Raw genomic sequence first — 12,483 nt, forward strand, 5'->3', positions numbered from 1 at the left:
GAGGTGTATGGGGGCGGCTCCTGCCACCCCCATGTGAGTCCAGAGGGGTTCACTCTAGACTCAATTTGTTACTTTTTTGCGACTTCAGCGCCGCCTTCCGCCAGACCCAGGTCAGCCAGAGCTTTGGCAGCTACTTTGGCCGGCAGTGGGATGTAACCGTCTTTCACTACAACTTCCTGACCCTGTTTCGACAGAACCAGTTTCACGAACTCGGCTTCCAGCGGGGCCAGAGGCTTGTTCGGAGCTTTGTTGACGTAAACGTACAGGAAGCGGGACAGCGGGTACTTGCCGTTCAGGGCGTTTTCTTCGGTGTCTTCGATGAACTCGGTGCTGCCCTTCTTGGACAGTGCAACGGTTTTCACGCTAGCAGTCTTGTAGCCGATGCCCGAGTAACCGATGCCGTTCAGCGAGGAGCTGATCGACTGAACGACCGAAGCCGAACCTGGTTGTTCGTTCACGTTTGGCTTGTAGTCGCCTTTGCACAGGGCTTCTTCTTTGAAGTAGCCATAAGTGCCGGATACCGAGTTACGGCCGAACAGTTGAACCGGCTTGTTGGCCAGGTCGCCAGTCACGCCCAGGTCACCCCAGGTCTTGACTTCGGTCTTGGCGCCGCACAGACGAGTGGACGAGAAGATCGCGTCGACCTGCTCCATGGTCAGGTGCTGGATCGGGTTGTCCTTGTGTACGAATACAGCCAGGGCGTCCACGGCAACCGGGATAGCGGTTGGCTTGTAGCCGTACTTCTGCTCGAAGGCAGCCAGTTCGGTGTCCTTCATCTTGCGGCTCATCGGGCCCAGGTTGGAGGTGCCTTCAGTCAGCGCAGGTGGCGCAGTGGCGGAGCCAGCGGCCTGAATCTGGATGTTTACGTTCGGGTATTCTTTTTTGTAGTTCTCGGCCCAGAGGGTCATGAGGTTGGCCAGAGTGTCGGAACCAACGCTGGACAGGTTGCCCGACACACCAGTGGTCTTGGTGTAGCTCGGGATAGCAGGGTCAACAGCGGCAACCGCGTTGGCAGTCGCAACGCCAGCAGCGACAAAAGTCATTGCCGCCATCAAACGCTTCAGTTTCATGCCTTACTCCTAGCAGATAGGGTGTGTTATTCGGGGCCAAGTATCAGCAGGCCGTGTGAACACTCTATGGCTGAAATATGACAATTGGATGAAAGGCCAGCACTCCGCTAAGAAGGCTGGCCTTTCAGTTGTAACTGTAGATGCGAGGAGTGCTGTGATCGTTCGCTGTCAGCGGCCCTTCTTCCAGAGATATGCACCTACCAGAATCCCCACCCCACACAGCACCGCCACATAATAAGCAGGTCCCATCGCACTCTCCTTGAGCAACAGGCTGACGATCATCGGCGTCAAGCCGCCGAAAATCGCGTAGGCAACGTTGTAGGAGAACGACAGACCACTGAAACGCACCACCGGCGGGAACGCCTTGACCATCACATACGGCACCGCGCCGATGGTGCCGACCAGCAGACCGGTCACGGCATACATCGGGAACAGCCAGTCGGGATGATCGGCCAGGCTGTGGTAGAAGGTCCAGGAACTCGCCAGCAACGCGCTGCAGCCGATCACAAAGACTCGTCCCGCACCGAAGCGATCGGCCAGTGCGCCGGCAATGATGCAACCAAAACTCAGGAACACGATCGCCACGCTGTTCGCCTGCAGGGACGTAGTTGGCGAAAAGTGATAGACCGTCTGCAACACAGTCGGGGTCATCAGGATCAACACCACGATGGCGGCAGACAGCAGCCAGGTCAGCAGCATCGAAATCGCGATGGCGCCACGATGGTCACGCAGCACCGCCCGCAGCGGCACTTCTTCGGCCAGGGCCTTGCGCTGTTGCAGCTCGGCGAACACCGGGGTTTCGTGCAACCAGCGACGCAGGTACACCGAGAACAGACCAAACACGCCACCCAGCAGGAACGGAATCCGCCAGGCGTAATCCGACACTTCCACCGGGGTATAGAGGCTGTTGATCGCCGTGGCGACCAGCGAGCCGAGCAAGATGCCCGCCGTCAGGCCGCTGGTCAGGGTGCCACAGGCGTAGCCGACATACCGCTGCGGAACGTGTTCGGAAACGAAGACCCACGCCCCCGGCACTTCACCGCCAATGGCGGCGCCCTGGATCACCCGCATCAACAGCAACAGGATCGGCGCCCACATGCCGATCTGCGCATAGGTCGGCAACAAACCCATGATCAAGGTCGGCACGGCCATCATGAAAATGCTCAAGGTGAACATTTTCTTGCGGCCCAGCAGGTCGCCGAAGTGCGCCATCACGATGCCGCCCAGCGGCCGTGCCAGGTAGCCGGCGGCAAAGATGCCGAATGTCTGCATCAGGCGTAGCCACTCGGGCATGTCCGCCGGGAAGAACAGCTTGCCCACCACCGTGGCGAAGAACACGAAGATGATGAAGTCGTAGAACTCCAGCGCGCCGCCCAGGGCAGACAGCGATAGAGTCTTGTAGTCGTTGCGGGTCAGCGGGCGTGCGGGTTGCTCTGGCTGCGCGATGCTCGAGGGCGCTGTGGTCATGGCAAGGGCTTCTCTTATAGTCGGATCTGCAACCTCAACAACGCTGGCTGAGGTTTGGGCAGGTCCGGCACGATAGCAAATTGTTCGAAAAAGCACATAGAGGTGCGTTTTTGACAGTCAAAATGAGAACCGGACGGTCGTCGCGGAGTCTACCGACCGATATACTCAAACCTTGCTCCGGTTTTTGAGGGGTTGCTGTGCGAAAACGCCTGTCAGGTTCATAGGCGATTTCGCAGAGTTTCCCTTTAGGCGCCTTATGGAAAACGTGACGAACGTAGTATGTTCGGTGCTGAATCGTTTTTCCCGAAGACGGCTACCACCAGCAATACCAACGAAGAGTCACGGGTCAGAGGCACCCCCGGCATGATAGAGCTCGAACAAGAAGATCCGATCCCGCAAGGCGACCTGGCCCTGCAAATCACCGCGCTCCCTCGCGAAACCAACGGCTTTGGCGATATTTTCGGCGGCTGGCTGGTGGCGCAGATGGATTTGGCAGGCACCGCGATGGCCAGCAAGGTCGCTGGCGGACGCGTTGCCACCGTCGCGATCGACCGCATGGCCTTTCTGGTTCCGGTGGCGGTGGGCGCGCAGCTCTCCTTTTATACCCAGGCCCTGGAAATCGGTCGCAGCTCGATCAAGATGATGGTCGAGGTCTGGAGCGACGATCCGCTGTCCAGCGAGTGGCGTAAAGTAACCGAAGCGGTGTTTGTGTTCGTTGCCATCGACGGCAGCGGTCGCACCCGTTCGGTTCCGCCTCGGGCTCGCTAAACCTGGCAACCGTTTTGCGGTCGATAGTCGTCCACTTTACTGATCGAGAGCTGTCCCATGAGCACGCCCAATGTTGAAGCCGTAAAACTGGATGAACTGAACTGCTGGCGCATCCGCCACGGTCAGGCCGAATTACTGGTGGCCCAGCAAGGCGCACACATCCTCAGCTATCAACTGGCTGGCCAGCCGCCGCTGATCTGGCTCAACGACGAGGCCGTGTTCAAGACCGGCAAGAGCATCCGTGCCGGCGTGCCGGTGTGCTGGCCGTGGTTCGGCAACTTTGCGCGCAACCCGCAAAGCGTTCAGGCGATGCACACCAGCAATGAAGCGCCGTCGGCTCATGGCTTCGTGCGAGCGATGGATTGGGAGCTGGGCGGCATAGAAGCCGAAGGCGAAGGCCTGAAGGTCGAATTCCTCCTGCCCTACCCCGAAGGCGGCTTTCCCGGCTGGCCGCACCAGGTGGATTTGACGTTGAGCATTCGCCTCGACGAGCAATTGCACATCCAGCTGACCAGCCACAACCGGGGCGCCGAAACCGTCAGCATCAGCCAGGCGTTGCACAGTTATTTTGCCGTCAGCGATGTGCGCGAGGTGCATGTCGAAGGTGTGGATGGCTTGAGCTACATCGAAACCCTGGAAGACTGGAAAACCAAGCAACAGTCCGGTGATCTGCGTTTTACCGGCGAGACCGATCGCATCTATCTCGATGCACCACCGCAGTTGAGCATCGTCGATCCAGCCTGGGAACGGCGCATCATGCTGACCAGCACCGGCTCGCGTACGGCGGTGATCTGGAACCCGTGGATCGACCGCGCCGCTGCGTTCAGTGACATGGCCGATGACGGCTGGCAACGCATGCTGTGCATCGAGACGGCGAACGTAATGGGCGATGTGGTGACGCTCGCAGCGGGCGCGAGCCACACCTTGGGTGTCAGCATCGGTAGCAAACCGCTTTAAGATCAAAAGATCGCAGCCTTCGGCAGCTCCTACAGAGATCGGTGTAGGAGCTGCCGAAGGCTGCGATCTTTTTGTCTACTTGATTACAGATCCGACTCTTTCACTACTCTGACCTTCTGCGCATCCAGCGCATACGCCGCATCGGCCAGGTCATTGCTGACCTTCTCGACTTTCAGCGTGCCGGTGACCCACAGCGGCGTGTAGATATCGTTCAGCTTCAGGCCCTTTGGATAGCGCACCAGCACCAGTTGGTTGGGTGGCGGCGGTGGCACATGGATGCACGCGCCCGGATACGGCACCAGGAAGAACAGCGTACTGCGGCCCTTGGCGTCGGACTCCAGCGGCACGGGGTAACCGCCAATGCGGATGTTCTTGTCGTTCATCGACGCAACGGTCTTTGTCGAGTACATCACCGCCGGCAAGCCTTTGGCCTGCTTCATCCCACCCTTGTCGGTGAAAGTGCCATTGGCTTCAGGGGAGTTGTGGTCGATTTCAGGCATGGCCTCGAGGGCCTTCTGATCCGACTTGGGCATCAATTCGAGCCAGTCGGTTTCTGGCAATTCGCCAGCATGGGCAAAGCCCGAACCCAGTAAAACAAGAGTCAGTAAAAGACGGCGCATGAAGGTGCTCGGTAAAGGGAAGAACAGGAAACGCCGAGCATTCTAGCCCTCCCGGCCAGTTTGGCGGAGAGGGCTTGTCGCCTGGATCAGTTCTTTTTGACCAGCCCGTAGATCACCAGCAGCACAACGGCGCCCACCAGCGCACCGATGAAGCCTGCTCCTTGGCCAGCCTGATAGATGCCCAGGGCTTGACCGCCGTAAGTCGCCGCCAGCGAACCGCCAATACCGAGCAGGATGGTCATGATCCAGCCCATGCTGTCATCACCCGGTTTCAGGAACCGTGCCAGCAGGCCGACAATCAAGCCGATAAAGATGGTTCCGATGATTCCCATGGCATTTCCCTCTGAATGAAGTGGCTATGCGAAAGCCTAGTCAGACTTTGGCATCCTGCCATGAGAGAACGGCGGTCCCTGAATGGTTCCGCCGCTGCCACATGAAACTATTCGGCGATCAGCGCTTCGACCTTGAGGATCTGCGCGGTCAGCGTTTCGCGATCCGCACAACGCAAGTTGGCGTGACCGACCTTGCGGCCGACCTTGAAGGCCTTGCCGTAGTGATGCAGATGGCAATCGGCGATGGCCACGACCTTCTCGGTGTCCGGCACTTTGCCAATGAAGTTGAGCATCGCGCTTTCGCCGACCTTGGCCGTCGAACCCAACGGCAGACCGGCAACGGCCCGCAGGTGGTTTTCAAACTGGCTGCACTCGGCGCCTTCGGTGGTCCAGTGCCCTGAGTTGTGCACCCGGGGGGCAATTTCGTTGGCCTTGAGGCCACCGTCGACTTCAAAGAACTCGAACGCCATCACGCCGACGTAATCCAGCTGCTTGAGCACACGGCTGGAGTAGTCTTCGGCCAGGGCTTGCAACGGGTGATCGGTGCTGGCCACGGACAGCTTGAGGATGCCGCTTTCGTGGGTGTTGTGTACCAGCGGATAGAAGCGGGTTTCGCCGTCGCGGGCGCGCACGGCGATCAGCGAGACTTCACCGGTGAACGGCACGAAGCCTTCCAGCAGACAGGCCACGCTGCCCAGTTCGGCGAAGGTGCCGACCACATCCTCAGGGGTGCGCAGGACTTTCTGTCCCTTGCCGTCGTAACCCAAAGTACGGGTTTTCAGCACTGCCGGCAGACCGATGGAAGCCACGGCAGCGTCCAGGTCGGCCTGGGACTGGATGTCGGCGAACGCCGGGGTAGGAATCCCCAGATCCTTGAACATGCTCTTCTCGAACCAGCGATCGCGGGCGATGCGAAGGGCTTCAGCACTCGGGTAGACCGGGACGAATTGCGAGAGAAAAGCCACGGTCTCGGCCGGAACGCTTTCGAACTCGAAGGTCACCAGATCGACTTCATCGGCCAGCTGACGCAGGTGATCCTGATCGCCGTAATCGGCTCGAAGGTGTTCGCCCAACGCGGCTGCGCAGGCATCCGGCGCAGGGTCCAGAAAAGCGAAGTTCATGCCCAGCGGAGTGCCCGCCAGCGCCAACATGCGGCCCAGTTGGCCGCCACCGATTACACCAATCTTCATCGTCAACAACCTCAGGCGATGCGTGGGTCTGGATTGTCCAGGACGCTGTCTGTCTGCTCAGCACGGAAGGTTTTCAGCACCGTATGGAACTGCGGGTGCTTGGCGCCCAGGATACTCGCCGACAACAGCGCTGCGTTGATCGCACCCGCCTTGCCGATGGCCAGAGTGGCAACCGGAATGCCTGCTGGCATCTGCACAATGGAGAGCAGCGAATCAACGCCCGAAAGCATAGCGGACTGCACGGGTACGCCCAGCACCGGCAAGTGGGTCTTGGCCGCACACATGCCTGGCAAGTGGGCCGCGCCACCGGCACCGGCGATGATCACCTCGATGCCACGCGCCTCGGCTTCTTCAGCGTACTGAAACAGCAGGTCCGGGGTGCGGTGGGCAGAAACCACTTTCACCTCGTAGGGTATGCCGAGCTTTTCCAGCATATCGGCGGTGTGGCTAAGGGTGGACCAATCGGACTTGGAGCCCATGATCACGCCAACCAGTGCACTCATCGTCGTGCCTCTTCTCTCTGGGCGCCCGCAGGCGCGTCAAAAAACAACAAGCCACGCAGGATGCGTGGCTTGATTGTACGAATTATGGCCGGTCGTAACCGGCCGAAGGCCGCGCAGTATACCTCAAAGAAGCGGATAAACAGCCCCTGTGGCGACCATCTGTCATGCGCTCGAAAAACACGTATTTCCTGACTATCAAGTCAGCCAACAGGCTGCCTGGATGTCGTGAACTTTTCAAACTAACAGCTCAATACAATTAGCAATTCAATAGGCGAATCTCGTGACAATTAGCTCATGAAAAACTCTCGCCTGAAACAATTAAACCAACTTAAAAATTGCGAACTCCACCAGACAAAGTCAAATATAAAATTGCAAAGAAGCTATAACCGAACAGGGAGTTAAAAAATGAAAAAACCCATTTCCATAATAATAGTCCTCCACCAAGATCTTCAGAGTTATGAAAAAAATGGTTTATACACAGATTACTTTTCCTGGTTGAAAACAGAACTTGAATCCATCTCGGGACGGGACGTCAGGTTTTTTATGTACGATCATCATGAGGTTCCGGATTTTTCAGGATATAACTACAAAAACGAAGATGGTTCAGCTGCACTGCAAGGCTGGGTAACCCTGATTAACGACTGGTATAAAAGAGCATTAAAACGCGATGAACATGAGGTGAATCTGACAAAAATCCTCTTGTTGACCCGAAACAATATTCACACAAAGGCAGGGGGTCTCCTGGGAGGGATAGGTGGATTCGGCCTTATCAAAGGTCATTGCGCAATTGCGGCGATTACTTCCTACCGAATCCCGGCACATGAAATAGGCCATATGTTTGGCGCAACACATGAAGACGGTGAAGTAATCTATGACGGCTGGTGGCACGATACGATCATGCTTTCGGACGAGTTCTCCAGCGTACGCGGAAACGCTTATCGATACAGTGACAAAAATCGGGATAATATTCGCAAATACCTTAGTGCTTTTCCGTAAGTTCAATTCAGTATCGCATTACGCTGAATGAACGACTGCTGCAACTCGTGGCCACAGAAGTGGCCATGAGTTCTCGGTACTCAAACAGTAGTACCCGCTGCGCCACCCTCGAGTTTGCGCCACAACAACCGCACATTCGCTTTGCGCACCAGCGCGCAGCGATACAAACGGATCTCCAGCGGCACATGCCATTGCGGTCCACCACAAACGACCAGTTCACCGCGCGCCAGTTCGGCGCGCACGCTCAGTTGCGGCACCCAGGCGATGCCCAGGCCTTCCAGGGCCATGCTTTTCAGGCTGTCGGCCATGGCGGTTTCGTAGATGGTGGTGAAGCGCAAGGCCCGTTGGCGCAACAGCAAGTTCACCGAACGGCCAAGAAAGGCCCCGGCACTGTATGCCAGTAGCGGCACGCTGCCTTCGCCTTCCAGATCGAACAGCGGTTTTCCATCGGCGTCGGCGGCACACACCGGGAGCATTTCGGTGTGGCCCAAGTGCAGCGACGGGAAGATTTCCGGGTCCATCTGCATCGCCGCGTCCGGGTCGTAGAACGCGAGCATCAGATCGCAGCCACCTTCGCGCAACGCATGCACGGCGTCCCCCACGTTGGTCGCCACCAGTCGCGTGGCGATGTTCAAGCCTTCGTTGCGCAACTGCGCGATCCAGCGCGGAAAGAAACCCAGCGCCAGGGAGTGTGCGGCAGCCACCTGCATTACCTCGCCCTGCCCGCCTTCCAGGTGATGCAGATGGCGCAGCACTTCGCCGAGCTGTTCGACCACGGTGCGCGCGGTGACCAGAAACAATTGCCCCGCAGCCGTCAGTTCCACCGGCGTGCGCGAACGGTTGACCAGGGTCAGCCCCAACGCAGCCTCAAGGCTGCGGATTCGCCGGCTGAACGCTGGCTGCGTCACGAAACGCCGCTCGGCGGCCTGGGAGAAACTGCGGGTGGCGGCCAGGGCACTAAAGTCCTCCAGCCATTTGCTTTCCAGATTCATCACGTCCTCCCGGGCACGCACCAATTTAGGTCACACGTCCGCCATCAAGCCGACGTCACACGGGCATTATGCCGAATATGCATAGCCTAGTGTTTAACAGCATTGGCCCAAAATTCTCCACAGGCCTAGCATTCGCAGTGTTCCGGCACAGACCGGGTCCATATTGAGATGATTTCTATCATGTCCTCCGCTGCATCATTCCGCACAGAAAATGACCTGCTTGGCGCCCTCGAAGTACCGGCTCAAGCGTATTACGGTATCCAGACCCTGCGAGCGGTGAATAACTTCCGCCTTTCGGGCGTTCCGATTTCGCACTACCCGAAACTGGTTGTCGGTCTGGCCATGGTTAAACAGGCCGCCGCAGACGCCAACCGTGAGTTGGGTCACCTGAGCGAAGCCAAGCATGCTGCCATCAGCGAAGCCTGTGCACGTTTGATCCGCGGCGACTTCCACGAAGAGTTCGTGGTGGACATGATTCAAGGCGGCGCTGGCACTTCGACCAACATGAATGCCAACGAAGTCATCGCCAACATCGCACTGGAGGCCATGGGTCACCAGAAAGGCGAATACCAGTACCTGCACCCGAACGACGACGTCAACATGGCGCAGTCGACCAACGACGCCTACCCAACAGCTATCCGCCTGGGTCTGTTGCTCGGTCACGACGCCCTGCTGGCCAGCCTCGACAGCCTGATTCAGGCGTTCGCGGCCAAGGGCCAAGAATTCAACCACGTCCTGAAGATGGGTCGTACCCAGTTGCAAGACGCCGTGCCGATGACCTTGGGTCAGGAATTCCGCGCTTTCGCCACCACCATGGGCGAAGACTTGGCCCGTCTGAAGACGCTGGCCCCGGAACTGCTGACTGAAGTGAACCTGGGCGGCACCGCGATCGGCACCGGCATCAACGCCGACCCGCGCTATCAGGCCCTGGCTGTACAGCGCCTGGCGCTGATCAGTGGTCAACCGCTGGTTCCGGCGGCCGACCTGATCGAAGCCACTTCCGACATGGGCGCCTTCGTGCTGTTCTCCGGCATGCTCAAGCGCACCGCGGTCAAGCTGTCGAAGATCTGCAACGACCTGCGCCTGCTGTCCAGCGGCCCACGCACCGGCATCAACGAGATCAACCTGCCGGCACGCCAGCCTGGCAGCTCGATCATGCCAGGCAAGGTCAACCCGGTTATCCCGGAAGCCGTTAACCAGGTGGCCTTCCAGGTCATCGGTAACGATCTGGCGCTGACCATGGCAGCCGAAGGCGGCCAACTGCAACTGAACGTGATGGAGCCGCTGATCGCCTTCAAGATCTTCGACTCGATCCGCCTGCTGCAACGCGCCATGGACATGCTGCGCGAGCACTGCATCGTCGGCATCACCGCCAACGAAGCACGCTGCCGTGAACTGGTCGAGCACTCGATCGGCCTGGTCACCGCGCTGAACCCGTACATCGGCTACAAAAATGCCACCCGCATCGCCGGCCTCGCTCTTGAAAGCGGCCGCGGCGTGCTGGAACTGGTGCGTGAAGAAGGTCTGCTCGACGAAGCCATGCTCGCCGACATCCTGCGCCCGGAAAACATGATTGCTCCGCGTCTTGTGCCTCTGAAGGCATAACCCGACGCGTTATTTGTAGCACCGCTCACCAGGTCGAGGGACTAGACACCTCTCACCTTTTGAGGGCCTGGAGATCAATCTCCAGGCCCTTTTTTTTAACTTCTTCGCGGGCAGGACGTTAAATGTTTTGTGTATTTGATTCCGCCAAGATCGCAGCCTTCGGCAGCTCCTACATGTTTGACGTACACCTGTAGGAGCTGCCGAAGGCTGCGATCTTTTGATTCTGCAGCGCCTCGTTTCGTCGCTTGCACCACTACTGTGCAGACGGGCGCGCCACTGATCGGTATAGTGCCGCCCCTCTTCGCATGAGCGGTCGTCGGTAGCGAGGCCACAACCCATGCGAAACCCGAACTAATAACAAACCCGCGATATGAAACCGGGACGAACTTCGAACCGCCCATTGTGCCGTGCACCAAGGGGTGTAACTCGATATGTCTGTCCGGCCAGCATTGTTGCCTACACAAAAAACAGCGAGGAATAATCCATGCTCGAAGTCATTAACGACTTCCTCTCAGGGAAAGTACTGATCGTGCTCATTGTCGGGCTCGGTAGCTACTTCACGATCCGCTCGCGTTTCGTTCAACTGCGCCATTTCTTCCACATGTTCGCGGTGTTCCGCGACAGCCTCAAAAGCAGCGCCGGGCAACTCAGTTCGTTCCAGGCCCTGATGCTCAGCCTCGCCGGCCGCGTCGGTGCGGGCAACATCGCCGGCGTCGGCATTGCCGTGACCCTTGGTGGCCCCGGAGCGGTGTTCTGGATGTGGGTGACCGCACTGGTCGGCATGTCCAGCAGCTTCTTCGAATGCTCCCTCGGCCAGCTCTACAAGCGCTGCGATTCCGAAGGCCAGTTCCGTGGCGGTCCGTCCTATTACATCCAGCACGGTCTGCAAAAACGCTGGCTGGGCATGCTGATGGCGTTCTTGCTGCTCGTGACGTTCGGCTTCGCCTTCAACGGCCTGCAAGCCCACGCCGTGACGCACTCGTTGAACAACGCGTTCGGCCTCGACACCACTTACACCGGCATCGGTCTGGCCGTGTTGCTGGGTCTGGTGTTCATCGGCGGAATCAAGCGCATCGCCAAGGTCGCCGACCTGTTGGTGCCGGTGAAAACCCTTGTGTACATCGGCGTGACCCTCTACGTGATCGTGCTGCAGTTCGACCATGTGCCGGGCATGCTGATAACCATCGTCAAGAGCGCTTTCGGTCTGGACCAGGCCTTTGGCGGCCTGATTGGCAGCGCCATTGTCATGGGCGTGAAACGTGGAGTGTTCGCCAACGAAGCAGGCCTGGGCAGTGCGCCGAACGTGGCGGCGGTTGCGGCGGTCGAGCACCCGGTGGCACAAGGTGTGGTGCAGGCGTTCAGCGTGTTCCTCGATACCTTCGTGATCTGCACCTGCACCGCGCTGCTGATCCTGCTTTCCGGCTTCTACACCCCGGGCTTCGAAGGCGACGGCATTGCCCTGACCCAGAACTCGCTGGCCGCCGTGGTCGGTGACTGGGGCCGGATGTTCATCTCCGTGGCCCTGGCGTTGTTCGTGTTCACCTCGATCCTCTATAACTACTACCTGGGCGAGAGCAACCTGCGCTTTTTGATCGGTGAAAACCGCAAGGCGCTGATGGGCTATCGCGCACTGGTACTGGTGCTGATTTTCTGGGGCGCCATCGAAAACCTCGGCACCGTATTTGCCTTCGCCGACATCACCATGACCATGCTCGCGTTCGTCAACCTGATCGCGCTATTCCTGCTGTTCAAGGTCGGCATGCGCATCCTGCGTGACTACGATGACCAGCGCGCCGCTGGGATCAAGACGCCGGTGTTCGACTCTGCCAAGTTCCCGGACCTGGATCTGGATCGCCAGGCGTGGCCGGCCAATCCGCCGGCAGCCGCTCAGAATCAGGCTGAGCCGCAAGGCGTGACCGCAGCGCAACGCTGATCGGTTAAAGTGCACAATCCCGTGTGGGAGCGAGCCTGCTCGCGATGAGG

At 58.7% G+C, this 12,483-nt stretch carries 12 protein-coding genes; 5 read left to right on the plus strand and 7 right to left on the minus strand.

Annotation, left to right across the window (positions count from 1 at the left end; genetic code table 11):
• Positions 1-68: 68 nt before the first annotated feature.
• Complete coding sequence (locus AC1DKH_RS06020) at positions 69-1,070, minus strand: phosphate ABC transporter substrate-binding protein PstS (RefSeq protein WP_007992839.1); 1,002 nt, start codon at positions 1,068-1,070, stop codon at positions 69-71.
• A 168-nt stretch (positions 1,071-1,238) separates the two neighbouring features.
• Positions 1,239-2,537, minus strand: coding sequence for an MFS transporter (locus tag AC1DKH_RS06025; RefSeq protein ID WP_477797716.1), 1,299 nt, complete (start codon positions 2,535-2,537; stop codon positions 1,239-1,241).
• A gap of 363 nt (positions 2,538-2,900) precedes the next feature.
• On the opposite strand from AC1DKH_RS06025, the gene AC1DKH_RS06030 reads away from it, so the two are divergent.
• Both AC1DKH_RS06030 and AC1DKH_RS06035 read left to right on the plus strand, forming a co-directional pair.
• A complete protein-coding gene (locus AC1DKH_RS06030) occupies positions 2,901-3,305 on the plus strand; it encodes an acyl-CoA thioesterase (protein ID WP_007942704.1) in 405 nt (134 codons plus the stop codon).
• A gap of 57 nt (positions 3,306-3,362) precedes the next feature.
• Positions 3,363-4,262 (plus strand): D-hexose-6-phosphate mutarotase, encoded by a 900-nt coding sequence (locus tag AC1DKH_RS06035; protein ID WP_477797717.1) that lies wholly within the window; start codon positions 3,363-3,365, stop codon positions 4,260-4,262.
• An 83-nt stretch (positions 4,263-4,345) separates the two neighbouring features.
• Here the strand turns inward: AC1DKH_RS06035 and AC1DKH_RS06040 are convergent, their stop codons facing one another.
• From AC1DKH_RS06040 to purE, 4 genes are all read right to left on the minus strand, one after another.
• Positions 4,346-4,882: a DUF3299 domain-containing protein gene (locus tag AC1DKH_RS06040; RefSeq protein WP_477752244.1), complete on the minus strand. Its 537-nt coding sequence runs from the start codon at positions 4,880-4,882 to the stop codon at positions 4,346-4,348.
• 86 nt (positions 4,883-4,968) lie between these two features.
• On the minus strand, positions 4,969-5,214 hold the full coding sequence (locus tag AC1DKH_RS06045) for a GlsB/YeaQ/YmgE family stress response membrane protein (RefSeq protein WP_007928514.1): 246 nt from the start codon (positions 5,212-5,214) through the stop codon (positions 4,969-4,971).
• 107 nt (positions 5,215-5,321) lie between these two features.
• Entirely contained in the window at positions 5,322-6,404 is a 1,083-nt protein-coding gene (locus AC1DKH_RS06050) for a 5-(carboxyamino)imidazole ribonucleotide synthase (RefSeq protein ID WP_414929669.1), read from the minus strand.
• An 11-nt stretch (positions 6,405-6,415) separates the two neighbouring features.
• The gene (purE, locus tag AC1DKH_RS06055) at positions 6,416-6,907 is read right to left on the minus strand and encodes a 5-(carboxyamino)imidazole ribonucleotide mutase (protein ID WP_223455273.1); all 492 of its coding nucleotides are present in this window, start codon (positions 6,905-6,907) and stop codon (positions 6,416-6,418) included.
• A 405-nt stretch (positions 6,908-7,312) separates the two neighbouring features.
• Between purE and AC1DKH_RS06060 the strand changes: the two genes are divergently transcribed.
• Complete coding sequence (locus AC1DKH_RS06060) at positions 7,313-7,903, plus strand: hypothetical protein (protein WP_477797718.1); 591 nt, start codon at positions 7,313-7,315, stop codon at positions 7,901-7,903.
• An 80-nt stretch (positions 7,904-7,983) separates the two neighbouring features.
• Here AC1DKH_RS06060 and AC1DKH_RS06065 read toward each other — a convergent pair whose 3' ends face one another.
• Positions 7,984-8,895, minus strand: coding sequence for a LysR substrate-binding domain-containing protein (locus tag AC1DKH_RS06065; protein WP_150716587.1), 912 nt, complete (start codon positions 8,893-8,895; stop codon positions 7,984-7,986).
• 180 nt (positions 8,896-9,075) lie between these two features.
• Here AC1DKH_RS06065 and aspA point away from each other — a divergent pair, with 180 nt between their 5' ends.
• Both aspA and AC1DKH_RS06075 read left to right on the plus strand, forming a co-directional pair.
• Positions 9,076-10,500 (plus strand): aspartate ammonia-lyase, encoded by a 1,425-nt coding sequence (aspA, locus tag AC1DKH_RS06070; protein ID WP_008045549.1) that lies wholly within the window; start codon positions 9,076-9,078, stop codon positions 10,498-10,500.
• Positions 10,501-10,984: 484 nt separating this feature from the next.
• On the plus strand, positions 10,985-12,433 hold the full coding sequence (locus AC1DKH_RS06075; RefSeq protein ID WP_477752243.1) for an alanine/glycine:cation symporter family protein: 1,449 nt from the start codon (positions 10,985-10,987) through the stop codon (positions 12,431-12,433).
• Positions 12,434-12,483 lie beyond the last annotated feature (50 nt).

The organism is Pseudomonas sp. 05L36 (assembly GCF_056398125.1).